At 38.4% G+C, this 25,650-nt stretch carries 19 protein-coding genes, 1 tRNA gene and 1 pseudogene; 17 read left to right on the top strand and 4 right to left on the bottom strand.

Annotated elements, in window-relative coordinates; all coding sequences use genetic code 11:
- The 13 genes and pseudogenes from ACFIK3_RS07000 to ACFIK3_RS06940 all read left to right on the top strand — a co-directional run.
- Positions 1 to 65: pseudogene (locus ACFIK3_RS07000) on the top strand (elongation factor Tu); the annotation flags it as partial.
- Between the two features lie 47 nt (positions 66 to 112).
- Positions 113 to 188: transfer RNA gene (locus ACFIK3_RS06995), tRNA-Trp, on the top strand.
- A 200-nt stretch (positions 189 to 388) separates the two neighbouring features.
- Positions 389 to 601 (top strand): preprotein translocase subunit SecE, encoded by a 213-nt coding sequence (gene secE / locus ACFIK3_RS06990; protein WP_273790652.1) that lies wholly within the window; start codon positions 389 to 391, stop codon positions 599 to 601.
- Between the two features lie 20 nt (positions 602 to 621).
- Positions 622 to 1,152, top strand: a complete 531-nt coding sequence (gene nusG / locus ACFIK3_RS06985; protein WP_273790740.1) for a transcription termination/antitermination protein NusG — start codon at positions 622 to 624, stop codon at positions 1,150 to 1,152.
- A gap of 149 nt (positions 1,153 to 1,301) precedes the next feature.
- Positions 1,302 to 1,730 carry a 50S ribosomal protein L11 gene (gene rplK / locus ACFIK3_RS06980; protein WP_273723157.1) on the top strand — a complete coding sequence of 143 codons (429 nt, stop codon included), beginning with the start codon at positions 1,302 to 1,304 and terminating at the stop codon, positions 1,728 to 1,730.
- Between the two features lie 4 nt (positions 1,731 to 1,734).
- Positions 1,735 to 2,439 (top strand): 50S ribosomal protein L1, encoded by a 705-nt coding sequence (gene rplA, locus ACFIK3_RS06975; protein ID WP_273790653.1) that lies wholly within the window; start codon positions 1,735 to 1,737, stop codon positions 2,437 to 2,439.
- 361 nt (positions 2,440 to 2,800) lie between these two features.
- Complete coding sequence (gene rplJ, locus ACFIK3_RS06970) at positions 2,801 to 3,319, top strand: 50S ribosomal protein L10 (protein WP_012755027.1); 519 nt, start codon at positions 2,801 to 2,803, stop codon at positions 3,317 to 3,319.
- 101 nt (positions 3,320 to 3,420) lie between these two features.
- The gene (gene rplL / locus ACFIK3_RS06965) at positions 3,421 to 3,792 is read left to right on the top strand and encodes a 50S ribosomal protein L7/L12 (RefSeq protein WP_273790654.1); all 372 of its coding nucleotides are present in this window, start codon (positions 3,421 to 3,423) and stop codon (positions 3,790 to 3,792) included.
- Between the two features lie 289 nt (positions 3,793 to 4,081).
- A complete protein-coding gene (gene rpoB, locus ACFIK3_RS06960; RefSeq protein WP_273790655.1) occupies positions 4,082 to 8,230 on the top strand; it encodes a DNA-directed RNA polymerase subunit beta in 4,149 nt (1,382 codons plus the stop codon).
- Positions 8,231 to 8,402: 172 nt separating this feature from the next.
- Complete coding sequence (rpoC, locus tag ACFIK3_RS06955; RefSeq protein ID WP_375637731.1) at positions 8,403 to 12,614, top strand: DNA-directed RNA polymerase subunit beta'; 4,212 nt, start codon at positions 8,403 to 8,405, stop codon at positions 12,612 to 12,614.
- A gap of 545 nt (positions 12,615 to 13,159) precedes the next feature.
- On the top strand, positions 13,160 to 13,546 hold the full coding sequence (locus ACFIK3_RS06950; protein WP_375631240.1) for a MerR family DNA-binding transcriptional regulator: 387 nt from the start codon (positions 13,160 to 13,162) through the stop codon (positions 13,544 to 13,546).
- A 206-nt stretch (positions 13,547 to 13,752) separates the two neighbouring features.
- Positions 13,753 to 14,442: a nitroreductase gene (locus ACFIK3_RS06945; RefSeq protein WP_375631245.1), complete on the top strand. Its 690-nt coding sequence runs from the start codon at positions 13,753 to 13,755 to the stop codon at positions 14,440 to 14,442.
- Between the two features lie 341 nt (positions 14,443 to 14,783).
- Positions 14,784 to 16,175, top strand: a complete 1,392-nt coding sequence (locus tag ACFIK3_RS06940) for an L-serine ammonia-lyase (protein WP_375631239.1) — start codon at positions 14,784 to 14,786, stop codon at positions 16,173 to 16,175.
- A 1,798-nt stretch (positions 16,176 to 17,973) separates the two neighbouring features.
- On the opposite strand, the gene ACFIK3_RS06935 is transcribed toward ACFIK3_RS06940, so the two are convergent.
- Positions 17,974 to 18,252: a hypothetical protein gene (locus tag ACFIK3_RS06935; protein WP_273790659.1), complete on the bottom strand. Its 279-nt coding sequence runs from the start codon at positions 18,250 to 18,252 to the stop codon at positions 17,974 to 17,976.
- 32 nt (positions 18,253 to 18,284) lie between these two features.
- The gene (locus ACFIK3_RS06930; RefSeq protein WP_375676446.1) at positions 18,285 to 19,634 is read right to left on the bottom strand and encodes a D-alanyl-D-alanine carboxypeptidase; all 1,350 of its coding nucleotides are present in this window, start codon (positions 19,632 to 19,634) and stop codon (positions 18,285 to 18,287) included.
- Positions 19,635 to 19,869: 235 nt separating this feature from the next.
- Here ACFIK3_RS06930 and clpS point away from each other — a divergent pair, with 235 nt between their 5' ends.
- Together clpS and clpA are read left to right on the top strand one after the other, a co-directional pair.
- Positions 19,870 to 20,241 carry an ATP-dependent Clp protease adapter ClpS gene (gene clpS / locus ACFIK3_RS06925; RefSeq protein ID WP_375612119.1) on the top strand — a complete coding sequence of 124 codons (372 nt, stop codon included), beginning with the start codon at positions 19,870 to 19,872 and terminating at the stop codon, positions 20,239 to 20,241.
- Between the two features lie 6 nt (positions 20,242 to 20,247).
- Positions 20,248 to 22,599 (top strand): ATP-dependent Clp protease ATP-binding subunit ClpA, encoded by a 2,352-nt coding sequence (gene clpA, locus ACFIK3_RS06920; protein ID WP_375643549.1) that lies wholly within the window; start codon positions 20,248 to 20,250, stop codon positions 22,597 to 22,599.
- 7 nt (positions 22,600 to 22,606) lie between these two features.
- Here clpA and ACFIK3_RS06915 read toward each other — a convergent pair whose 3' ends face one another.
- Both ACFIK3_RS06915 and ACFIK3_RS06910 read right to left on the bottom strand, forming a co-directional pair.
- Positions 22,607 to 23,029: an HIT family protein gene (locus ACFIK3_RS06915; RefSeq protein WP_273790662.1), complete on the bottom strand. Its 423-nt coding sequence runs from the start codon at positions 23,027 to 23,029 to the stop codon at positions 22,607 to 22,609.
- A gap of 134 nt (positions 23,030 to 23,163) precedes the next feature.
- Positions 23,164 to 23,625, bottom strand: coding sequence for a RidA family protein (locus tag ACFIK3_RS06910; RefSeq protein WP_375607219.1), 462 nt, complete (start codon positions 23,623 to 23,625; stop codon positions 23,164 to 23,166).
- Between the two features lie 146 nt (positions 23,626 to 23,771).
- On the opposite strand from ACFIK3_RS06910, the gene ACFIK3_RS06905 reads away from it, so the two are divergent.
- The gene (locus tag ACFIK3_RS06905) at positions 23,772 to 24,608 is read left to right on the top strand and encodes a cell envelope integrity EipB family protein (protein ID WP_273790664.1); all 837 of its coding nucleotides are present in this window, start codon (positions 23,772 to 23,774) and stop codon (positions 24,606 to 24,608) included.
- A 167-nt stretch (positions 24,609 to 24,775) separates the two neighbouring features.
- The gene (gene rpsB / locus ACFIK3_RS06900; RefSeq protein ID WP_273788135.1) at positions 24,776 to 25,555 is read left to right on the top strand and encodes a 30S ribosomal protein S2; all 780 of its coding nucleotides are present in this window, start codon (positions 24,776 to 24,778) and stop codon (positions 25,553 to 25,555) included.
- Positions 25,556 to 25,650 lie beyond the last annotated feature (95 nt).

The following is a 25,650-nucleotide window of genomic DNA, read 5'->3' as shown; positions in this document are numbered from 1 at the left end:
GTTTTGCTATTCGTGAAGGTGGTCGTACTGTTGGTGCCGGTATCGTCTCTAAGATCATTGAATAAATAATGCTTGTTAAAGGGGTGTTAAAAGTGTTTTAGTTTTGAGAGTTAGGGGTATAGCTCAGTTGGTAGAGCGGCGGTCTCCAAAACCGCAGGTCGCGGGTTCAAGTCCTGCTGCCCCTGCCAAAGGGGGGATTTTACATATAAGGGAGTGGATTTTGCTGCCTTTTTCGCTTTTTTTGATATGGGGCTTGTTTTTTTGTGTGTGAAACGGTATTGAATAGAAAGTAAGGAAGTTGCATAAGTCTGAAAGTTGGCTTTTGCATTTTTTCCTGTTTATTTTGTTCTATAAAACACAATAGGACTAGAGAGAGTATAGTGTGACGATGGCATCTAAAACCAATCCGATTACCTTTTTGAAGCAGGTTTATGCAGAAACAATTAAAGTGAAATGGCCTACACGTCGTGAGACGGTTATTTCTACTATTATGGTTTTGTTGGTAACTGCATTGGCTTCAGCTTTCTTTTTTATTGTGGATCAGGTTATGCATTTTGGTGTTTGGCGGGTTATTGATCTTCTGAAATATCTTTTTAGTTGAGAATGTAAGGAAGTGTGACTGTGGCAGCTCGTTGGTATATTGTTCAGGCATATTCAAATTTTGAAAAGAAAGTAGCGGAAGCTATTGATAAGGAGGCAAAGCAAAAGGGACTTGATCATCTTTTTGAAAAGATTTTTGTTCCAACAGAGCGTGTTGTAGAGGTTCGTCGTGGACGCAAAGTTGATACTGAGCGAAAATTTTTTCCTGGTTATGTTCTTGTTCGTGCTGAGTTAACAGATGAAGTTTATCATCTTATTAAGAATACGCCTAAAGTGACAGGTTTTTTAGGATCGGATGCGCGTCCTGTTCCAATTTCTGATCGAGAGGTTGAGCAAATTCTCAAACAAGTTCAGGAAAGGGTTGAGTCTCCAAAGTCCTCTGTATTGTTTGAGGTTGGAGAGCAAGTTCGCGTTGCTGATGGTCCTTTTGTTTCGTTTAATGGAATTGTTCAAGAGGTTGAAGAAGAGCGCTCTCGTCTTAAGGTTGAAGTGCTTATTTTTGGGCGTCCTACGCCTGTTGATTTGGAATTTGGTCAGGTTGAAAAACTCTGATTAAACTTAGAGTAGTTTTAATTACTTTAAGGAAGGAGTGGGAGGTGATTTATAGCTTTTGTCGGCTTAATGATCCGAACCACGTGACTGCAGCGGGTAACGGGCAAGGTGAATTGTCAGTATACCAGTGAAATTAAAGGCAGATTGTTATGGCAAAAAAAAGTATAGGTCAGCTTAAGTTGCAGGTTCCTGCAGGAGCTGCTACTCCATCTCCACCGATTGGTCCAGCTCTTGGGCAGCGTGGTATTAATATCATGGAGTTTTGTAAGGCGTTTAATGCAGCTACACAAGAAATGGAAAAGGGGGCACCGATTCCAGTTGTTATTACGTATTATCAAGATAAGTCTTTCACATTTTCTCTCAAGACGCCTCCTGTATCATTCTTTTTAAAGAAGGAAGCAAACCTGAAATCTGGCTCAAAAGAGCCTGGTAAAGTGTCTGTAGGAAGCATTTCTCGCGATAAAATTCGTTCGATTGCGGAATCAAAGATGAAAGATCTTAATGCGAATGACATTGAGGCAGCAATGCGTATGGTTGAAGGTTCTGCTCGCTCGATGGGCTTGGAAGTGGTGGGCTAATATTATGGCAAAAGTAGCAAAAAGAATAAAAAATATCCGAAAAGATATTGATTTTAATGAACTTTACGCTTTAAAAGATGCCGTTTCAATGGTTAAGGAGCGTGCTGTTGCTAAGTTTGATGAAACAATCGAAATTTCAATGAACTTGGGTGTTGATCCTCGTCATGCTGATCAAATGGTTCGAGGCGTTGCTCATTTGCCTAATGGGACAGGGAGAAATATTCGTGTTGCCGTTTTTGCTCGTGGGGATAAGGCTGAGGAAGCTAAGGCGGCAGGAGCTGATATTGTGGGTGCCGAAGATTTATTTGAAAGCGTTAATAGAGGGACTATAGACTTTGATCGTTGTATTGCAACGCCAGACATGATGCCTCTTGTTGGTCGTCTTGGTAAGATTCTTGGTCCACGGAGTTTGATGCCAAATCCGAAGGTTGGTACTGTAACACTTGATATCGCCGGTGCTGTCAAAGCTTCTAAAGGTGGTGCTGTTGAGTTTCGTGTGGAAAAAGCTGGTATTGTGCATGCTGGTATTGGTAAGGCTTCTTTTGGTGTTGAAAAAATCGTAGAAAATATAAAAGCCTTTGCAAGTGCAGTTATTAAAGCCAAACCGCAAGGTGCAAAAGGTGAATATATTAAACGCGTTGCTGTTTCGTCGACTATGGGAATTGGTGTTAAAGTTGATCCAGCAACGGTTCGTTCAGAGTTAATGTAAGCTGATTTATGATTTTGTTTTTTGGGGTATGGGAATATCAAAATTGTATTTTAAAGTGCTGGTTTTGATCAGCATTTAGCTATCTAAGCTTTATAGGGCTTAGGTTGTGCCGGGAGAAATTCCGGAATATCCTGTCCGAGATTGTAGGTGATACTTTTAAGTATCTTAATCAAAAAAAACCTGCATGAGACTGGGGTAAAAACTGAGAGTTAAAAGACTTAAAGGGTTTGAGCCAAGGTTGCCTTTGAACGCTGTGCGTGAAAAAGGGGACAGGATCCTCATCGGTGACATGAAGTATTTTATGTTATCAAAGGTAACCAACAGGTTTGTTTTAAGTAAATCTGTTAAATGGAGAGAGACAGTGAATAGAGCGGAAAAACGCGAATTTGTTACATGGCTTAACGAGGCTTTTCGGAAGTCTGGTTCTGTTGTTGTTGCACATTATTCCGGTCTGACAGTTTCACAGATGAATGATCTGCGTTCGAAAATGGGTGAAGCTGGCGGTGCCGTTAAAGTCGCCAAAAACCGTCTTGCTAAAATCGCTCTTCAGGGCACGGAATCTGAATCGATAGTGGGTTTGTTTACTGGACAAACACTTATTGCTTATTCAGAAGATCCAATCACAGCACCGAAAGTTGCTGTTGATTTTGCGAAAAGCAATGACAAATTTGTCATACTTGGCGGTTCAATGGGTGCAACAAGTTTAACTGTAGATGCTGTGAAGTCATTGGCTTCATTGCCTTCATTAAACGAGTTGCGTGCAAAACTTGTGGGTATGATTTCTACCCCTGCGACCCGTATTGCACAGGTTGTTAATGCCCCTGCTGGTCAGGTTGCACGTGTCATTGGAGCATATGCTCAGGAGGATAAGGCGGCTTAAGGCTGTTTGTATTCACGTTTATGGAAGAGCTTTAATGCTTTTCTGTTTTTTTGGATAAAATTTAATAATGGTTCAAATCTTTTAATTGAAGGAATTTAAAAATGGCTGATCTAGAGAAGATCGTAGAAGACCTTTCTAATCTAACCCTTTTGGAAGCCGCTGAGCTTTCTAAGTTACTTGAAGAAAAGTGGGGAGTTTCGGCTGCTGCTCCTGTAGCTGTCGCTGCTGTTGCTGGTGCTGCTGCTCCAGCTGCTGAAGAAAAAACAGAATTTGATGTTATTCTTGTTGAAGGTGGCGCACAAAAAATTAATGTTATTAAGGAAGTTCGTGCTCTTACTGGACTTGGTCTTAAAGAAGCTAAAGATCTGGTTGAAGGTGCACCTAAGCCTATTAAAGAGGCTGCTTCTAAAGAAGAAGCAGAAAAAATTAAATCTCAACTTGAAGCTGCTGGTGCTAAAGTGGAACTTAAGTAAATTTAATTTTATCGGCGGGCATTTATGTTCGCCGATTTCTTTCTCTTAATACAAAGAGGGAAAATAATGAGTAAAAAACCTTTTCCTAATGGTTTCGTAACAGGAATGGGATAGGTTTAGATTACTTACTCCTTCATCATAGAGTCAAAAAGATAAATGGCTTATGTTGGTGGGGAAAGTTAATGATGCTCATTATTGAGTGTCAAGTGAACTGGTCTGCATATGCAGGTTAATGATATAAGGCTTTCAAGGTTGGTCTACCTTGAAGAGTAAAGATCAAGGAGCGACGATGGCTCAGACTCACGCAATGATGTCTCAATTCAATGGTCGTAAGCGCGTACGCAAATTTTTTGGTAAGATTCCTGAAGTAGCAGAAATGCCGAATCTTATTGAGGTTCAAAAAGCGTCATACGATCAGTTTCTCATGGTTGAGGAACCGAAAGGTGGACGACCAGATGAAGGTTTGCAAGCTGTTTTTAAATCTGTTTTTCCTATTTCAGATTTTTCCGGTACAGCTATGCTTGAGTTTGTAGGTTATGAATTTGATTTACCAAAATTTGATGTTGAAGAGTGCCGTCAACGTGATTTAACTTATGCTGCCCCATTAAAGGTCATATTGCGTTTGATTGTTTTTGATGTTGATGAGGATACTGGCTCCAAAGATATCAAAGACATTAAAGAGCAAGGCGTTTATATGGGCGATATGCCTTTAATGACGACGAATGGTACCTTTGTTGTTAATGGTACGGAGCGTGTTATTGTTTCTCAGATGCATCGTTCTCCTGGTGTCTTTTTTGACCATGATAAAGGAAAGTCCCATTCATCAGGAAAGCTTCTTTTTGCTGCTCGTGTTATTCCGTATCGTGGTTCTTGGCTTGATATTGAGTTTGATGCTAAGGACATCGTTTATGCGCGTATTGATCGACGGCGCAAAATTCCTGTTACAAGTCTTTTGATGGCATTAGGTATGGATGCGTCAGATATTTTATCAACGTTTTATGATAAAGTGACTTATGAGCGTGATGGAGAAGGATGGCGAGTTCCTTATTCTGTTGATCGCTTTAAAGGAATGAAGCTCATTTCTGACCTTATAGATGCAGATAGTGGTGAAGTCGTTGCGGAGGCTGGTAAAAAATTAACAGTTCGTACTGCGAAGTCTTTGGCAGAAAAAGGACTCAAAGCGGTTAAAGTTAGTGAAGATGATTTATTAGGTTGTTATCTAGCCGAAGATATCGTCAATTACGAAACAGGTGAAATCTACCTTGAGGCTGGTGATGAAATTGACGAAAAAGTATTAAAAATTTTGCTTGATGTTAGTGCTGATCAAATCAATATTCTTGATATTGATCACATGAATATTGGCGCTTACATCCGCAATACTTTGAAGGTGGATAAAAATGAAAGTCGGCAGGATGCGTTATTTGATATTTACCGAGTAATGCGTCCAGGTGAGCCTCCAACAATCGATACAGCAGAAGCAATGTTCCATTCATTGTTTTTTGATCCAGAGCGTTATGATCTTTCTGCTGTTGGGCGTGTTAAGATGAATTTGCGTATGGATCTTGATTGTCCAGACACAGTTCGCATTTTACGCCAAGAGGATATTCTTGCTGTTGTTAAGATGTTGGTTGAATTGCGTGATGGACGTGGTGAAATTGATGATATTGATAATCTTGGCAACCGTCGCGTTCGTTCCGTTGGGGAGTTGATGGAAAATCAATATCGCATTGGTCTTCTTCGTATGGAGCGTGCGATAAAAGAGCGTATGTCATCGGTTGAAATTGATACAGTTATGCCACAGGATTTGATCAATGCAAAGCCTGCTGCAGCAGCAGTTCGTGAGTTTTTTGGGTCTTCACAATTGTCGCAGTTTATGGATCAAACCAATCCATTGTCGGAAATTACCCATAAGCGTCGTCTTTCTGCTCTTGGTCCAGGCGGTTTGACTCGTGAACGTGCGGGTTTTGAAGTCCGTGACGTACATCCTACGCATTATGGTCGTATTTGTCCGATTGAAACACCAGAAGGCCCTAATATTGGTCTAATCAACTCCTTAGCAACATTTGCGCGAGTTAACAAATATGGCTTTATTGAAAGTCCATATCGAAAAATTATTGATGGAAAAGTTACAAAAGAAGTTATTTATCTTTCAGCGATGGAAGAAGCAAAGCATTATGTCGCTCAGGCTAATTCTTCATTAGATAGCGAAGGTCGTTTTATAGAAGAGTTTGTTGTTTGCCGTCATGCTGGTGAAGTTTTAATGGCGCCGCGTGATCATGTTGATTTGATGGATGTTTCACCAAAACAGTTGGTTTCAGTTGCAGCAGCGCTTATTCCTTTTTTGGAAAATGATGATGCGAATCGTGCACTTATGGGATCAAACATGCAGCGTCAGGCAGTTCCTCTTGTACGCGCTGAAGCACCATTTGTTGGGACGGGAATGGAATCCATAGTTGCGCGCGATTCAGGAGCTGCTGTGAGTGCAAAACGTAGTGGTGTTGTTGATCAAGTTGATGCTACCCGTATTGTTATCCGTGCAACAGAAGATTTAGATCCTTCAAAATCAGGCGTTGATATTTACCGCTTACAGAAATTTCAGCGTTCTAATCAGTCCACTTGTATTAATCAGCGTCCTCTTGTAAATGTTGGTGATAGGGTAGAAAAAGGTGATATCATTGCAGATGGTCCATCCACGGATCTTGGTGATTTGGCTCTTGGGCGGAATGTTCTCGTAGCCTTTATGCCTTGGAATGGATACAATTATGAAGATTCTATTTTGTTATCCGAGCGCATTGTTGCTGATGATGTGTTTACTTCAATTCATATTGAGGAATTTGAAGTTGCGGCACGCGATACAAAACTTGGGCCTGAGGAAATTACGCGCGACATTCCTAATGTTGCGGAAGAAGCGTTAAGAAATCTTGATGAAGCTGGCATTATTTATATTGGTGCTGAAGTTCAACCGGGTGATATTTTAGTTGGAAAGATTACACCAAAAGGTGAAAGTCCCATGACGCCGGAAGAAAAGCTTCTGCGTGCGATTTTTGGGGAAAAGGCATCCGATGTTCGTGATACTTCTATGCGTATGCCTCCTGGGACTTTTGGTACTGTTGTTGAAGTTCGCGTTTTTAATCGCCATGGCGTGGAAAAAGATGAACGTGCGATGGCAATTGAGCGTGAAGAAATTGAGCGTTTAGCAAAAGACCGTGATGATGAACAGTCTATTCTTGATCGCAATGTTTATTCGCGCCTCACCGATATGTTGACAGGTAAAGTTGCTGTAGAAGGTCCGAAAGGCTTTTCGGGCAGCAAAAAGCTTGATAGTACAGTGATGGGGCATTATCCACGATCCCAGTGGTGGCAATTTGCTGTTGAGGATGAAAAACTTCAAAATGAAATTGAAGCTTTGCGCAAGCAATATGATGAATCAAAGGAAGCATTACAACGTCGCTTTATGGATAAAGTTGAAAAGGTCCAAAGAGGTGATGAAATGCCTCCTGGTGTCATGAAAATGGTGAAGGTTTTTGTGGCTGTGAAGCGCAAAATCCAACCAGGTGATAAGATGGCGGGACGTCACGGAAATAAGGGTGTTGTTTCACGTATTCTTCCCGTAGAAGATATGCCATTTCTTGAAGATGGGACCCATGCTGATATCGTCTTGAATCCGCTTGGTGTGCCTAGTCGTATGAATGTTGGACAAATTCTTGAGACGCACCTTGGTTGGGCATGTGCGGGGATGGGCAAGAAGATTGGTGATTTGTTAGAGTTGTATCAAGAGACTGGGGATATATTGCCGCTGCGTCAGCGTATTGAAAATCTTATGCCTGATGATAATCATAATGAACCAGTCCGTCAGTATGATAATGAAAGCCTCTACAAATTGGCATTACAGATGAAAAAAGGGGTTTCAATTGCAACGCCTGTTTTTGATGGAGCACATGAGTCTGATATTAACATGATGCTGGAAGACGCAGGCTTAGATAGTTCAGGGCAGGTTACGCTTTATGATGGTCGTACTGGGGAGCCTTTTGATCGTCCAGTAACGGTGGGATATATTTACATGTTGAAATTGCATCACCTTGTTGATGATAAGATTCATGCACGTTCTATAGGTCCCTATTCACTTGTGACGCAGCAGCCATTAGGAGGTAAGGCACAGTTTGGTGGTCAGCGTTTTGGTGAAATGGAGGTATGGGCACTTGAAGCTTATGGTGCTGCATACACTTTGCAGGAGATGCTAACAGTAAAATCAGATGATGTGGCTGGGCGGACAAAAGTCTATGAGGCAATTGTGCGTGGTGATGATACATTTGAGGCAGGGATACCCGAAAGCTTTAATGTGTTGGTAAAAGAAATGCGCTCACTTGCTCTTAATGTGGAGCTTGATGATGCGCGTGAACTTATTGCACAGCGGGCATTGTCTGATACGGCAGAGTAATAATTCAAGGAGCGCACTGGAAAAAGGCTGCGCTCTTATTACTTTAAGAGGCTCAATAACCTTATTAAGGCTATACAGGTCGTTTTTAAAAGTAAATGTCTTTTAAAGAAGATCTGTTATAAAATAAATGAGATATTACAACAGGTTCTAAGAATCTTTGAAGGAGAACAGCATGAACCACGAGGTCATGAATCTTTTCAATCCTCAAGCGCCAGCGCAGACATTTGACTCTATTCGTATTTCTATTGCGAGTCCTGAGAAAATTTTGTCCTGGTCGTATGGTGAGATTAAGAAGCCTGAGACTATTAATTATCGGACTTTTAAACCAGAACGTGATGGTCTTTTTTGTGCACGTATATTTGGCCCTATTAAGGACTATGAGTGTCTATGTGGCAAATATAAACGCATGAAGTATAAGGGCATTATTTGTGAAAAATGCGGTGTAGAGGTTACTCTTTCGCGCGTACGTCGTGAGCGTATGGGGCATATTGAACTTGCGGCACCTGTTGCACATATATGGTTTCTTAAATCATTACCAGGTCGTATTTCTACACTTTTAGATTTAACTTTAAAAGATATTGAGCGGGTTCTTTATTTTGAGAATTATATTGTAACCGAACCAGGGTTGACATCTCTTAAGCTCCATCAGCTTCTTTCTGAAGAAGAATATATGCTTGCTATTGATGAGTTCGGAGAAGATCAATTTACAGCTATGATTGGCGCTGAAGCTATTTACGAGCTTTTAGCTAGTATGGAGTTAGATAAAATCGCTAATGATTTGCGTCTCGAATTAGCTGAAACAACTTCAGAGTTAAAGCAGAAAAAATTGATTAAACGACTTAAAATCGTTGAAAATTTTCTTGAATCTGGAAATAAGCCAGAGTGGATGATAATGAAAACAATTCCGGTTATTCCACCGGATTTGCGTCCATTGGTTCCGCTTGATGGTGGGCGTTTTGCGACATCAGATCTGAATGATCTTTATCGGCGTGTTATTAATCGTAATAACCGCTTGAAACGGCTGATTGAATTGCGTGCTCCTGGAATTATCGTGCGCAATGAAAAGCGTATGGTACAAGAAGCTGTTGATGCATTGTTTGATAATGGACGGCGTGGGCGTGTGATTACTGGAGCCAATAAACGTCCTCTCAAGTCTCTATCAGATATGTTGAAGGGCAAGCAAGGACGGTTTCGTCAGAACTTACTTGGGAAGCGAGTTGATTACTCGGGGCGTTCTGTTATCGTGACGGGTCCTGAATTAAAATTGCATCAATGTGGTCTTCCTAAAAAAATGGCTCTTGAATTATTTAAGCCTTTTATTTATGCGCGGCTTGATGCAAAAGGCTATTCATCAACGGTAAAGCAGGCAAAGAAGCTTGTTGAAAAAGAACATCCAGAAGTTTGGGATATCTTGGATGAGGTTATTCGTGAACACCCTGTTTTACTCAACCGTGCGCCAACATTGCACCGTTTGGGGATTCAGGCTTTTGAACCTATCTTAATTGAAGGCAAAGCTATTCAACTTCATCCACTGGTGTGTACTGCTTTTAATGCAGATTTTGATGGTGATCAGATGGCGGTTCACGTTCCGCTTTCTCTTGAAGCACAGCTTGAAGCCCGTGTTTTGATGATGTCCACCAATAATATTCTTCATCCGGCCAATGGTGCTCCCATTATTGTTCCCTCACAGGATATGGTTCTTGGTCTTTATTATCTTTCAATTGTTTCTGAAAAAGAACCAGGTGAAGGAATGGCCTTTTCTGATATAGGTGAGCTTCATTATGCCTTGGAAAATAAGGTTGTAACGCTTCATACGAAGATTAAAGGCCGTGTTAAGAATATTGGGAAGGATGGAAAAGAAGTTTCTAAACTTTATGATACGACACCTGGTCGTTTGATTATCGGTGAGCTTTTGCCAAGAAGTGCGGATATCTCATTTGATATTGTCAATCAAGAGATGACGAAAAAGAATATTTCTAAAATGATTGATCATGTTTATCGGCACTGTGGACAAAAAGAGACGGTTATTTTTTGTGACCGTATTATGCAGCTTGGCTTTTCTTATGCTTGTCGTGCAGGAATTTCATTCGGTAAGGATGATATGGTTATTCCTGATAGTAAGTCTCGTTTAGTTGCAGAAACAGAAGCTTTGGCTAAGGAGTACGAACAGCAATATAATGATGGTTTGATTACACAAGGTGAAAAATACAATAAGGTTGTAGATGCTTGGGGTAAATGTACAGATCGCGTTGCAGATGAAATGATGAAACGTATTCAAGCCGTCGATTTTGATCCTAAAACAGGTCGTCAACGGCCGATGAATTCGATCTATATGATGTCGCACTCTGGTGCTCGTGGTTCTGCTAACCAGATGAGACAATTGGCCGGTATGCGTGGATTAATGGCAAAACCATCGGGTGAAATTATTGAAACGCCCATTATTTCAAATTTTAAAGAAGGTCTAACTGTTAATGAGTACTTCAATTCCACGCATGGTGCACGTAAAGGACTTGCTGATACTGCGTTAAAGACGGCGAACTCTGGTTATTTAACACGGCGTCTTGTTGATGTTGCACAGGATGCTATTATTTCAGCAGTTGATTGTGGTACCGCAAAAGGGCTTACCATGCAGCCGATTGTTGATGCAGGACAAATTGTTGCCTCCATTGGGCAAAGAATTCTTGGTCGTACAGCGCTTGTTGATATTCTACATCCTGTCTCTGGAGAGGTTATCCTTGAAGGTGGAGCAATGATTGAGGAAGCTGATGTCGCGAAGATTGAAGCAGCTGGGATTCAATCTGTTCAAATTCGCTCTGCTTTAACATGTGAAACACGTCTTGGTGTTTGTGCAAAATGCTATGGTCGTGATTTGGCGCGTGGAACACCTGTTAATCAGGGAGAAGCCGTTGGTGTTATTGCTGCTCAATCCATTGGTGAGCCGGGAACACAGCTTACTATGCGTACTTTCCACTTAGGAGGAACTGCGCAGGTTGTTGATTCATCGTATTTAGAGGCATCTTATGAAGGTAAGGTGGAGATTCGTAATCGTAATGTGGTTCGTAACTCTGAAGGCCAGTTGGTTGTTATGGGGCGTAATATGGCTATCCTTATCAAGGATGAGTTAGGAAAAGAGCGCGTTGTACATCGTGTTAGCTATGGTGCTCATATTTTTGTTGATGATGGTGATGTGGTTAAACGTGGCCAACGTATAGCAGAATGGGATCCTTATACACGTCCAATTTTAACGGAAGTTGAAGGTTATGTGGGTTTTGAAGATATGATTGATGGTTTATCTGTCACTGAAACAGCTGATGAATCTACGGGTATTACGAAGCGTTTGGTGATTGATTGGCGCGCTAATCCACGTGGTGCGGATCTTAAACCAGCCATTATTATTCACACAGATAAAGAAGGTGAATCCATTGCTAAATTGTATAAGGGAGGTGAAGCCCGTTATATGATGTCAGTGGAAACTATTCTTTCTGTTGAGCTTGGTGCTCATGTTAAGGCTGGTGATGTTATTGCTCGCTTGCCAATGGAAAGTGCCAAGACGAAAGATATTACGGGTGGTTTACCACGTGTGGCTGAGCTTTTTGAAGCGCGTCGTCCAAAGGATCATGCGATTATTGCTGAAGTAAGTGGCACGATTCGATTCGGCCGTGGTTATAAGAATAAACGTCGTATCATTATTGAACCAAATGATGAAACTCTTGAGGCAGTAGAATATTTGATTCCAAAAGGTAAGTTGTTTCATTTCCAAGAAGGCGATCAAATTGAAAAGGGAGATTATATCCTTGATGGTAATCCAGCACCTCATGATATCTTGGCGATTAAGGGGGTTGAAGCTTTGGCATCTTATCTTGTTAATGAGATTCAGGAGGTTTATCGTTTACAGGGAGTTCTTATTAATGATAAGCACATTGAAGTGATTGTTCGTCAAATGTTGCAAAAAGTTGAAATTACTGAATCTGGAGATTCTGGTTATATTCCAGGTGATAATGTTGATCGTATTGAACTTGATGAAATCAATGATAATTTGATTGCAGAAGGGAAGAAACCAGCATCTGGTAATCCCATTCTTCTTGGAATTACAAAAGCTTCTCTTCAAACGCCTTCTTTCATTTCGGCGGCATCGTTTCAGGAAACAACACGTGTTCTTACTGAAGCAGCAGTTTCTGGTAAAATTGATACTTTGCAAGGACTTAAAGAGAACGTTATTGTCGGTCGTCTTATTCCAGCAGGTACAGGCGGTACGATTTCTCAAATCCGTCGTATTGCTGCGGTTCGTGATGATTTGATTGTAGATGAGCAGCGTAAGTCTAGTAATAACGAAGTGGCTAAGGCTATGTTGACAAATATGACAACCGGGGCCGTTGCTGAATAATTTAAATACAACATCACATAATATAAAAACGTCTGAATAGAAAGTTCAGACGTTTTTTTATCTCAAAATGCAGAAGTTGCGTATTTTCTTGAAAATGTCAAAAATTATAAGGCGACAGTTATTTGGAACGTCTTTAGTAGCTTATTATTTTGTAATGATGTTTATCTTTTTTGTTACTTTATTTTAAAGTTTCTTAATTTCTAAAAGCAGTATAGAATTTTTCCAAAATATGTAAAACTCAAAAGCCATATTCAAGGAAAAGAGTGATTATCTACAAATCAAATAATGATTGATTTTGAATTTTAGGAAAATTTTTGATTGATATCTTCTATAAAGATTTAAAAGGACTTATCATGAAAGGTCAATAGTCTTTTCTGTAATCTAAAAAATAATTGATTCTCTACTATACAATGCTTGTATGATAAGAATGTATTTTCTTATAAATTAGAATGCAGGAAAGTAGAGATTAGGATGCTTACTAAGTTTTTTATAAAAAATAGACACATTTCTTATAACAATGTGATCTATGCAGACAGAATGATAAAATGTACGAATATTATTCAATTGGAAAATTAACACGTGAGTTTTCAATAACAGCTCGAACTTTGCGTTATTATGAAGAAGAGGGACTTCTTAGTCCTTTTCGGCGTGGAAGTACACGGCTTTATACACAAACGGATCGTCATAAGTTAAAGCAAATACTGCGTGCTAAAAGAGTTAAATTTTCGTTGTCTGAAATATCTGATATGTTGACAATAGTTGGAAAACCACCAGATGATGAGAAAAAGCTTAAGAAATTAATTGCAGGAATTCATAAAAAACGAGCTGATTTAAAGCAGATGCAGCATGATGTTGATGATCTTCTACAGGATTTAGAAAGAATTGAGGAGAGTTTTTTTGAGAGCTTAGCGGAGTTGGGGGTTAGTCATTGATTATAAAATTTATTTTGTCTACTTTTAGACAATTTTCTTTCTCTTAAAAGGGATAGGTTATACTATCTCTAAGGGGGATATTTAACACTGCGTGAAATGTGTAAGTCATTTAAAGAAATAGAGTGTTTGAAAAAGCTGCAAAGGTATTTTCGCAGTATATTGTCCTTGATAAGAAAAAATTATTTTTCATAAAGAAAGTAAAAACAATGACAGTTTCTCCTATGAGTGTTTTTCAATCTATTTTGTCACGAAAGTCAATTCGCGCTTTTACTGATCAGCCAGTTAGTTTGGAAACAATCAAAGAAATCTTAAAACTTGCAGCACGTGCACCATCTGGAACAAATATTCAGCCATGGCAAGTGATTGTGCTTACAGGAAGTGTATTACAGAAAGTAGGGCAAGAGCTTTCACAACTTGTGCTTTCAGGTGTAAAAGGAGAGCGTGAATATAGTTATTATCCACGTCAGTGGCGTGAGCCTTATATTTCAAGGCGTCGAAAAGTTGGTTTGGATCTTTATCAGAGTCTTGGAATTCAAAAAGGAGATAAAGAAAAAATACTTCATCAAAAGGCGCGAAATTTTTTATTTTTTGATGCACCTGTAGGACTCTTATTTACAATGGATCACGACATGGAAATGGGGAGTTGGCTTGATTTGGGTATGTTTATGCAGACCATTATGTTAGCTGCACGTGGATTTGGATTAGATACCTGTCCTCAAGCTGCTTTTGCTGATTATCATAAACAGATTCGTACGCTTTTATCTATTCCTTCTGATCGCCATATTATCTGTGGTATGGCACTTGGTTATCGCGATATGAGTGCTCCAGAAAACAAGTTTGAGACAGAACGAGAATCGTTAGAAAACTTTGTACGTTTCATTGAAACATACCCATAAAATATTTCATACAATTAAGCATACGTTTTGAAGAACTTAGTGCATTATGAAAAATATTTCCGATAAGATTTCTCATCCTTATTGAATTTTAATATTGCATATTAACACTTATTTTACTACGCTTGGAACATTAGGAGTGGTGACTCTAGGGGCATTGCCCGTTTTGAAGGTTGGCTAATGGAAAACACTATAGAAAGAAAGTGTTGGGTGGTAGCAAGACGAGCGACATTCGTGTTTATTGCTGTTATTTTTTTAGTTTATCTCGCAATTTGATTTTAAACGGGAGAAACGTTATGAAAAAGCATATATGCTCAAGCTGTACTATAGTTTTGAGGTGATACGTGTTTCTATCTGTTTTTGAACTTTTTAAAATTGGGATTGGTCCTTCTAGCTCACATACGATGGGACCGATGACAGCTGCTAATATGTTTTTGCAAAAGATAGGAGATTTTTCTCAGTCGTCTGATATTCAAGTTTCTCGTATACGTGTTTATCTTTATGGTTCTTTAGCTTTCACGGGTATTGGTCATGCAACAGATAGGGCTATCATATTAGGACTTTTAGGAGAAAAAGCTTCTACTGTTGATCCTGATAGCATGGGGTTTCTGTTAGAAAAAGTTATACGTGAAAAAAAAGTACAACCAGAAGGCCATCCCGCTTATCAGTTTGATGTGCAATGTGATCTTATTTTTGAACGAAAGCAAATCCTCCCTGGACATACAAATGGACTAGCCTTTGAAGGACTTAATACTGATGGGAATGTTCTGTTGCGGCAGATTTATTATTCTATCGGTGGTGGCTTTGTTGTGACTGAGGATGAATTAAGCCATATGAATGATAATATACAACCAGAAGCATTTGAGGTACCATATCCATTCGATTCTGCTTGTACAATGTTATCAATGGCAGAAAAATCAGGACTTTCAATTGCTGAAATGAAGCGCTTAAATGAAGAAACAAAGATAGAGCGTTCTTCTCTTGATGTAGGGCTTGATGAAATTTTTTCAGCGATGACAAATTGCATTGATAGAGGTCTTTCACAAGAAGGTGAGTTGCCTGGTGGATTGCGTGTTCTAAGGCGTGCTAAAAAGCTGCATGAAACGCTTTTGGAAAATCAAAGGAAAAATCACAATTATCCACTTTGGGCAAATGATTGGCTTTCGGTATATGCTATAGCAGTCAATGAGGAAAATGCAGCAGGTGGTCGTGTTGTTACAGCACCAACAAATGGCGCAGCTGGTGTTGTCCCAGCCGTTTTGCGTTATTATCTTCAATTTAATGATGATTCAGATCGAGAGGGAATACATAATTTTCTATTAACGGCAGCAGCTATAGGCGGTGTTATCAAACATAATGCCTCTATTTCTGGTGCAGAAGTTGGGTGTCAAGGTGAAGTTGGAACGGCATCTTCAATGGCCGCAGCAGGGTTGACCGCAGCATTAGGTGGAACACCAGCTCAAATTGAAAATGCGGCAGAAATTGCGCTTGAACATCATTTGGGAATGACATGTGATCCTGTTGCAGGTCTTGTACAAGTTCCTTGTATTGAGCGTAATGCAATGGGAGCTGTTAAGGCGGTAACGGCTTCTTCTCTTGCATTATATGGTAATGGAGATCATTTTGTTTCTCTTGATGCTTGTATAGAAACAATGCGCCAGACTGGTCATGATATGAGTGAACGCTATAAAGAGACAAGTAAAGGTGGTCTTGCAGTCAATGCAATATCTTGTTAAGAGCTAGAACATTTTTCAATCCATAACTGGACGTTTTGGAGAAGAATCGTATTTCCTGATAAAGCTTATGTTTTTTGTTCCTTATAAATCAAAACTCCAAATTAATTCAGCAGCATGCTTAAAATAAATTTGAGATGGCTCAGTGCTTTCTTAACGAATAGTAGCTGTTGATGCAAGTTTGGAGAGAGTGTATTGTTGATATATGTTTGATTTGTCCTAAAATGGAAAAAATAAAAAAGCGTAAAGTAAAATTAGTGATCAATTTACCATTATTTTTTAGCTGGGTTTTATGGTTTTAAAAAGTTTCCATAGCCATATCTTTTAAGTAATGGAAGATTATACCTGAGTATCCAAGGAAAATTTATTTTAAATCTGAATAATTATGATAAAGAGAGATTTTTAAAGATTTTAATTTTTTAAAAGTGAAGTTTTTTGCTACCTATATGGTAAAAAATATCTTGAAAAGAAACACTAATTTACAATAATTAAAGATATATTGGGAATATCTTTTTTATTTATAAATTCTGTACCGACAAAAAAATTAAAATAAATAATAACGTATACATTAGGAAATATTTATAAAAATTTTCATGAGAATAGAATGCACACAATAGAACATTATCGTGTTACTTGTTCGTGAGTTCGTTTAAAAAATATCTCTCAATGCTCCTAAGCTCATTTCGCGATGGCACCCGTGAATGATATAATAACGGTAAATCCATTGAGCTGTCCCATCTTTATGCTTAATAAAAAGAGTACGCTGGGCATGATTGCACACTTTGCCAAGCCCCCCGTACAGGGATCAAAGCCCTTAGCATTTGAAATGGTTCATTATAGGTATTTTGAGTATTTTGGGTACAGTTTTACGCCACACACTAATCTCGCCCATAACATGCAAGAGAACGGTTTTTATTAATTCAACATAAACAAGTTTCAAATGAGAGAATCTTACGATATTCGAGATTATCATCTAACATGCAAAATAATGAATTATCTTTATAAATCAGCATCTTGAATATGAGTAGTATAATGTAAGTCATTCCATGAATGGTATAAAATCTATAGAGTATTAGCATCTTTATTTATAAAGGGAGAAAACCAGCACTATCATCCTTTTTTCAACGTTCAATGTTACAAAAGATCCTCGTACTTGAAATAATTCATAAGGGATATTTGATTCCTTTTTTAAATAGTTTATATGCCAATCTTTCTCGTGATGAGCAGGCGGACGATTTTGACTGATTCAATATAAGAAGGAAAATAAGAGAATTTTACGAAAATCTCTTATTCAATATGCAAAAAATAAATTATAATTATAAATTAAAATCTTATGGAAATCGTTATCATAATATTTAATCTGATAATTTCTTTTACGTTTTTTCATCGGTAGTATTTTTATTTTTCAATTTGCTTTGTCTGTTGAAAGAAATGCAAGTAAGAGGAGTGAGATTATTTTTTACAGCGTTTATGTTGTCAGGGGAGCATTAGTAAGAGGGACTTTCTTTATTGAACGTTTAGAATAATTCCTAAAATGATAAGCTTTCATCGAATGAAGCTATTCATTTTTCCAAAAAGATATCAAGGATAATTTTTTATATTAAATCCAAAAGTGGAAAAATATTGGATGTTTTTTATGTTCTTAACAATGGTTTTATTGAAAGCTTGGAGATATTGGATAGTTGGAAAAGCTGTCAAAACAATTCCACAATTTAAGAAAAAAGTATGTTTATCAAAGGGTTTTCTAAGGCTATAGATAATGGTTAATAATAAAATAGTTTTTTAGAGATGGTCTGTAGAATTAAATATTTGTTGCTCCTAGACGGATTTTAATAGGCACATTACCAGTTTGGCTCGCAACGCGTAAATGAATGCGTACAGGAGGCATTATGAGACGACGGTTGCGCATTGTTTGGCAAATGAGAAGGTTAACAAGAGATTGTGTATCTAATGCAGTCGAATTATATTTTAAACCAGTAAGTTTTGCAGCAGCATCGTGAAGAGAACGCAATGAAAGGAGGGATGATTGCTTCAATAAAATTTCTTTTTTATGGAATGAAGCAAAAGCATTATCTGTCATAATACTATCCTTAACGCAGAATTCAAAATTTTTTAGTAGGCTACAGTATAGCAGTTAAAATTTGCTTTCTTTAATGTAGAACAAGCATCAAATGCAGCTTTTTTTGATTGAAACCCTGTAAAGCGCGCCCGGTAATAACGCTGCCCATTCTTTTCAAACAGTTGCATATGTGAAGATGCGTGCTTTAAAGTAGAAAAAGCTATATTTTTTGCTTTTAAAAGTAGAGTTTTTGCTTGTTCTTCACTAGGAAGAGAACCTATTTGGATAGCCCATCCGGCATTTTCGGACAAAGAGGCTGTTACAATTTTATGAGTCTCAACCGGTATAGTTTTTTGAGGGTTCGGTATTGGTATAATTACCTTATTTACAGCCGTTATTGCGATGTTGGAGTTTTCAGGTTGTTCTGCAAATGCTGTCAACATAGTCGAAATTTCATCGTCAAAATTACTTAAATCATCTTTAATGGTTGGTATAGGAGTATTGGCGCCAGTGGGTAAGTGATAGCGTACAGAAGCTATTAAACGTTCACCACTTTTCATTTGGCTTGCTTTGGGCAAATATTGATTCAATAAGCTAGCCATATGCTCGTCACGTGCAGTAGATGATTTTCCTCCCATAACAACAGCGACAATAGAGCGCCCCTCAAGACGCATCGAAGTTGCTAAATTAGAACCTGACATTTGTGTGTATCCTGTTTTAATTCCATCGACACCTTTCATTATTTTAACAAGTTTATTGTGGCTGTTAATTTTATGTCCACGGAAATTAAAACTTTTTGTTTTGAACAATTTATATTGTTTGGGAAAATGTTTACGTAAAGCTAAGGACAAAGTCGCTATATCTCGTGCTGTAGAATAATTGCGCACATCCGGAAGTCCTGAAGCATTTGCGAAATGTGTATGTTTCATGCCAAGTTTATGAGCTTTTGCTGTCATCATTTGAGCGAATTTTTTTTCACTACCTCCAAGATATTCTGCAATGGCAGCAGCAACATCATTTGCAGATCTTGTAATGAGTGCTTTAGCTGCTGATTCTGCAGAAATTGTTTGGCCTGCTTTAAACCCAATTTTTGTCGGTGGACGCATTGCTGCATAATGTGAAACAGGAATTGGTGTATTGGGTGTCACACGACGCATCTGCATAGCTTCAAAGAGTAAGTACAATGTCATCATTTTTGTTAAAGAAGCAGGATAACGTTTCAGTGTTGCATTGGCTTGAAATAGAGTTTTTCCCGTAGTAGCATCTATAACAATAGCTGCATACTTATCAGGATAGGCGCCTTGAGGTGTGGCTGATGCCCAACAGTAAGAAAGAGCTAACACAACAAAAGAAATTGCTATTGTTTTACAGTAGCGCATAATTTTTTGATAATTAATATACACTTGCAGTATCCTATTTCTCCATTTATCCTGAAAAACTTCTATAAAGCTTCCTTTTCTGTAATTTGTTTATGCAATTTAGACGAATGGTATTACTAATTTGTTTACAGAAGTTATTTTATGAGTGAGTGATTGAAGTCTAACCATAGAGGGAAATTTTTTTCTAATACAAACAGGTATTGCAATAGTTATGAAAGAATTTAAAATTAATAAAAAATGTGCTGCATGGAAAACGATAATGGGACAGATGCTCATAATAAACTCTATAGCTCATATTATGCATAATGAAAAGGGCAAGAATTGGGATGAAGGTAGGCATGGTGCGGTTATAATGCCTAAGGCTAGAGAAAAACTCGAAAAACCTAAATTATGTCGAGTTTTTTTGCTTAATGATGATTACACACCTATGGATTTTGTTGTTTTTGTTTTGAAGAACTTTTTTAAAAAAAGTTTCGAAGAGGCAACGCGGATAATGTTAAATGTTCATCACAATGGGATAGGAGAATGTGGGACTTATACTTATGAAGTCGCTGAAATGAAAATATTACAAGTGAGAGAATGTGCGCGTCAAAATGAACATCCGTTACAATGTGTAATGGAATGGAAGTGAGGAGCTATGCCATCTTTTACACCTAGTCTTGAAGAGGTTTTGCATCGTGCATTAACAATTGCTACTCAAGCACGGCATGAATATGCAACATTAGAGCATCTTCTACTTGCGCTGTTAGATGATGCCGATGCAAATTCCGTTATTCAGGCTTGCCAAGTAGATGTGGAGGAATTGCGAGAGCGCTTAACCAATTATCTTCGCTCAGAGTTAGATGAACAGATTAGAGCTGATGAGGATACAAAGCCTACAGCTTTTTTCCAGCGTGTTATCCAACGTGCGGTGATTCATGCACAATCGGCTGGAAAAGATGAAGTATCGGGGGCAAATGTTCTTGTTGCAATTTTTTCTGAACGTGAAAGCCATGCAGCATATTTTCTTCAAGAGATGGGAATGACACGCTATGATGCTGTACGTTTTATTTCACAGGGTGTCACGCGTGATGATGGGTTATCCATGTTACTTGAAGGACTTGAAGAGCAATTAGATCAGCAGATTTCGGATAATGGTGAAAGAGGAACAAGTGCTTTAACGAATTATTGTGTTGATCTCAATTGTAAAGCACGTAATGGAAAAGTTGATTTATTAATTGGCCGTGAAATAGAAATTTCACGCATGATTCAGATTTTATGTCGAAGGTCGAAAAACAATCCGCTTTTGGTTGGTGATCCTGGAGTGGGGAAAACCGCTATAATTGAGGGATTGGCAAAGCGCATTGTTGATGGGCAAGTGCCTGAAGTTTTATCAAATGCAACAATATTTTCTCTTGATATGGGGGGACTTGTTGCAGGTACACGTTATCGCGGTGATTTTGAAGAACGCTTAAAGCAAGTTATTAAAGAGTTTGAGCTGTATCCCGATGCTATTTTATTTATTGATGAAATTCATACCTTAATTGGAGCAGGAGCGACATTAGGGGGAAATATGGATGCAGCAAATCTTTTGAAACCTGTATTATCTTCTGGAACTATGCGATGTATTGGTTCGACGACTTATAGAGAATATCGCAAATTCTTTGAACAAGATCGTGCTTTAGAGCGTCGTTTTCAGAAGATTGATATTAATGAACCTTCTGTTACAGATGCGATTAAGATTTTGCAAGGGATGAAGCCTTACTTTGAAGATTTTCATCAGATTAAATATACAGATCAGGCGATGAAGGCATCTGTAGAATTATCTTCACGTTATATAATTGATCGTAGGTTACCTGACAAAGCAATTGATATTATTGATGAAAGTGGCGCAGCGCAAAAGCTTTTGCCACAAAAACAACGCAAGAAGAGTATAGGTGTTAAAGAAATTGAAGCGACTGTTGCTACAATTGCAAGAATTCCACCAAAAACAGTTTCTCGGAATGATCAGAAGATACTGAGTAAGCTTGAAAGAGAACTCAAACATGTTGTTTATGGTCAAGATCAGGCAATTTCCGTCTTAGTTTCATCCATAAAATTGGCGCGAGCAGGTTTACGCGAACCGGATAAACCAATAGGAAGTTATTTATTTTCAGGACCAACAGGTGTAGGAAAAACTGAAGTTGCAAAACAGCTTGCATCATCTTTAGGCATTGAATTATTGCGTTTTGATATGTCAGAATATATGGAACGGCATACGATAGCACGTTTAATCGGAGCACCTCCAGGTTATATAGGGTTTGATCAAGGAGGTCTCCTTACAGATGCCGTTGATCAGAAACCTCACGCAGTTCTATTGCTAGATGAGATTGAGAAAGCGCATCCAGAGTTATTTAATATTTTATTGCAGGTAATGGATTATGGTAGATTAACAGACCATAATGGTAAGAAAATTGATTTCCGCAATGTTATTTTGATTATGACGACCAATGCGGGTGCTTCAGATATGGCAAAATCAGCTATTGGATTTGGGAAAGTACATCGTGATGGTGAGGATATAGAAGCAATCAATCGGTTATTTACACCAGAATTTCGTAATCGGTTAGATGCAATTATTCCGTTTGCACCTTTATCTCATTTAATCATCAATCAGATAGTGCAAAAATTTATTTTTCAGCTTGAAGCACAATTAGCTGATCGGGGAATTTGTTTTGAATTAAGCCCTTCTGCAACTTTATGGCTTTCCAATAAAGGATATGATTCTCAGATGGGAGCACGCCCATTAGGGCGTGTTATACAAGAATATATTAAAAAGCCATTAGCTGATGAAATTTTATTTGGAAAGTTACGCAATGGTGGTACCGTTCGCGTATTGACACAAAAATCAAATGGTAAAAAAGAAAGCTTACAGTTAGAAATTTCATCTTCCGATATATCTGTAAGTTCAAAGAAAAGTAAAATGGAAAATTTTACAAAAAAACGTGTAGGAAAAAAAAGCTCAACAACTTAAGAGTGTGTTATAAGGCAGCACGGATTTTTTTTGCATTCTCCTCAAGTATTTCTGTAGGCGTTATCATATCATTATGAGGGGTAAGTTCTATTCCCTTCATACGTGGTATAATATGAAAATGGAGGTGATAAACGGTTTGTTGACTAGCTGCTTCATTAAATTGCATGACAGTTATGCCATCTGCCTGAAAGGCTTTTTTGACGGCATTTGCAATTTTTTGAACAGCTTTAATAACAGGAAATAATGTTTCAGTATCCGCATCAAGTAAATTTCTCGAGCCTTTTTTAGGAATGACTAGCGTATGACCTGGTGCCTGTGGCATGATATCCATAAATCCAATAACATCATCATCTTCGTAGACACGAACAGAAGGGATTTCATTGCGAATCAATTTAGCAAAAATATTGTTATTGTCGTAAGCTTGTTTCATACAAATATTTCCTTTTATTGTAAGTTTAAGATTCTAATTTAAAAACGAAAAAATGCAAGTTTTATCAGAGTGTAAGACAAAGAAGTATTTTGACTTCAGTTATATTTAGGATGGTGCACTGTCTTAATGAAGGTTTAAATTTCTATGATGGCTTCAACTTCTACAGGAACATCCATAGGAAGAGAGGCAACACCAATAGCAGAACGGGCGTGTTTTCCAATTTCACCAAGGATATTGACGAATAAATTAGAAGCTCCATTGGCAACAAAAGGAATATCGGTAAAATGAGAATCTACAGCCACAAAAACAGTAATTTTTACCACACGTTTTATTTTATTTAAGTCACCCAGAGTTGCCTTGAGTTGCGCGAGAATATTGAGAGCGCAAGCTTCGGATGCTTTTTGGGCTTGTTCGGTATTCACAGTTGCACCAACTTTACCGATGGCTATTGGTTTTCCATTAATAAGAGGGAGTTGTCCAGAAATAAAGAGTTGATTGCCACTTTGTGAAGTGGTGATGTAATTGGCAAGGGGGGAGATTACTTCAGGAAGAGTGATTCCGAACTTCTCTAAGTTTTTTTCAATCATATTGGTCATAATGTTAACTCCATAGCTGCTCTATAAATATATTCATTGCATAATCTATTTTTTGATTTAAGAAAATGTGTGGTTAATTGAGAAATTAGCCTTTTTTGCCTTATTGTATGATGTTATGCAACGGGGATAAAGTTCGGAAGTTGGGAATGATTAGATCATTATTTATAATAATTTTATATATTGTTTTTTTATGTACTGCGAGAGCTGAAGAGCCCATTTTTATTGTGCCTCATCGAGCAATTTATGATTTTCATCTCGATAGTGTTTCTCATGAAATGACAATTTCTGCGATGTCAGGACGAATGGTTTACGAGCTTACTGGTTCGGCATGCCAAGGCTATAGCACACGTTTTCGTTTCATTAGCCGTGTTCACATTGAAGATATGCCAGTACGTTTGACTGATCAACAGACGACGAGTTATGAGACAGGAGACAGCCGTACATTTCGTTTTAATATCACAGATCAAGAGGGAGAAGAGGTTGTGCATCGTGCCGAGGGGGTTGCGGAGCGTACTCAAGATGGTATTACAGTTACCTTAAAAAAGCCAAAGGAAAAAGAGTATAAGCTTGCAATGGCTGAATTTCCAATAATGCAACTAAAAAATATTATCCGCCATGCAAAAGCAGGAGATCATTTTTACAATGTTACTGTATTTGATGGGACAAATAAAGCAGATAAAGTTATAAAAGAAAGTATCGTCATAGGGGAAAAGAAGACGCTTTTATCTGATAGCGAAACGGAAAAAGTAAGAAAATTGGATGAAGAAGAATATTGGCCTGTTACAATTTCTTATTTTGATGATGGAGAAAATAAAGATGGTTTGCCGGTTTATCGTAGCAGTTTTCTCTTACATGAGAATGGTGTCATGCGTGATCTTCATATAGATTATGGAACTTTTTCAGTGCGTGCAAAATTGAACAGTCTCGAATTCTTGGAACTTGGAAAAGATCTTAATCAATGTGAAAATGCAAATATTAAATGATTAAAGAAAATAACTTGAAAAAGAATCAAATATTAGTATGTTTGCGCTATTCCACACGCGGAGTCTGGGTGTTTGCAAATGATCTGTGAGAAAATTCTAGCAAGCATCCGCCGGTAGCAGGTCTTTCTGCTTTTTCCGCGGAGGTTGAACCGGAAAGGATAAGATTTATGGCACTACCCGATTTTACTATGCACCAGCTTTTAGAAGCCGGTGTGCATTTTGGTCACCAGACTCATCGCTGGAATCCCAAAATGACTCCCTATATTTATGGTCAGCGTAATAATATCCATATTATTGACCTTGCTCAGACCGTTCCACTTTTACACCAAGCGCTTAAACTTGTTTCAGATACTGTAGCGCGTGGTGGTCGTATTCTCTTTGTTGGTACGAAACGGCAAGCATCTGACATTATCGCAGATGCGGCAAATCGTTCCGCCCAGTATTACGTTAATGCACGTTGGCTTGGCGGCATGCTCACAAACTGGAAAACGATTTCCAATTCGATCCATCGTTTGCGGAAGCTTGATAAAATTCTTGCTGCTGAAGCGCAAGGCTTTACCAAAAAGGAACGTTTAAATCTTGAACGTGATCGTGAAAAGCTTAATCGTGCGCTTGGTGGTATTAAAGATATGGGTTCTGTTCCAGATCTTATCTTTGTTATCGATACGAATAAAGAAAATATTGCACTCCAAGAAGCAAAACGTTTAGGTATTCCAGTGATTGCTATTATTGATACCAATTGTGATCCCGATGACGTAACACATCCAATACCAGGTAATGACGATGCTTCACGTGCAATTTCTCTTTATTGCGATCTTTTTGCCCGTGCAGCTCTTGATGGTATTGCACGCCAGCAAGGAGCAATGGGTATCGATTTAGGAGCTCAAGTTGATGCACCTGTGGAGCCTATTTTGGAAGAAAATGCAGTTTCAGAAGTTTCTGAATAATATAAAACGCCTAATTAAGGTACTTTTATTGTCTAAAGAAGAAGTTATAGGCGTGCAGAGGGATTTTGCGCGCTTTCACCGTTACAAAATAAAGA

This window comes from Bartonella sp. CB10SXKL (assembly GCF_042195515.1).
Taxonomy (GTDB): Bacteria; Pseudomonadota; Alphaproteobacteria; order Rhizobiales; family Rhizobiaceae; genus Bartonella.
This window is presented reverse-complemented; position numbering and strand designations above follow the sequence as displayed.

Coding starts and splice junctions, on each gene's coding strand:
- secE (WP_273790652.1), top strand. CDS start 389: ATGGCATCTAAAACCAATCCGATTACCTTTTTGAAGCAGGTTTATGCA.
- rplK (WP_273723157.1), top strand. CDS start 1,302: ATGGCAAAAAAAAGTATAGGTCAGCTTAAGTTGCAGGTTCCTGCAGGA.
- rplA (WP_273790653.1), top strand. CDS start 1,735: ATGGCAAAAGTAGCAAAAAGAATAAAAAATATCCGAAAAGATATTGAT.
- rplL (WP_273790654.1), top strand. CDS start 3,421: ATGGCTGATCTAGAGAAGATCGTAGAAGACCTTTCTAATCTAACCCTT.
- rpoB (WP_273790655.1), top strand. CDS start 4,082: ATGGCTCAGACTCACGCAATGATGTCTCAATTCAATGGTCGTAAGCGC.
- rpoC (WP_375637731.1), top strand. CDS start 8,403: ATGAACCACGAGGTCATGAATCTTTTCAATCCTCAAGCGCCAGCGCAG.
- ACFIK3_RS06950 (WP_375631240.1), top strand. CDS start 13,160: ATGTACGAATATTATTCAATTGGAAAATTAACACGTGAGTTTTCAATA.
- ACFIK3_RS06945 (WP_375631245.1), top strand. CDS start 13,753: ATGACAGTTTCTCCTATGAGTGTTTTTCAATCTATTTTGTCACGAAAG.
- ACFIK3_RS06935 (WP_273790659.1), bottom strand. CDS start 18,252: ATGACAGATAATGCTTTTGCTTCATTCCATAAAAAAGAAATTTTATTG.
- clpS (WP_375612119.1), top strand. CDS start 19,870: ATGGGACAGATGCTCATAATAAACTCTATAGCTCATATTATGCATAAT.
- clpA (WP_375643549.1), top strand. CDS start 20,248: ATGCCATCTTTTACACCTAGTCTTGAAGAGGTTTTGCATCGTGCATTA.
- ACFIK3_RS06915 (WP_273790662.1), bottom strand. CDS start 23,029: ATGAAACAAGCTTACGACAATAACAATATTTTTGCTAAATTGATTCGC.
- ACFIK3_RS06910 (WP_375607219.1), bottom strand. CDS start 23,625: ATGACCAATATGATTGAAAAAAACTTAGAGAAGTTCGGAATCACTCTT.
- ACFIK3_RS06905 (WP_273790664.1), top strand. CDS start 23,772: ATGATTAGATCATTATTTATAATAATTTTATATATTGTTTTTTTATGT.
- rpsB (WP_273788135.1), top strand. CDS start 24,776: ATGGCACTACCCGATTTTACTATGCACCAGCTTTTAGAAGCCGGTGTG.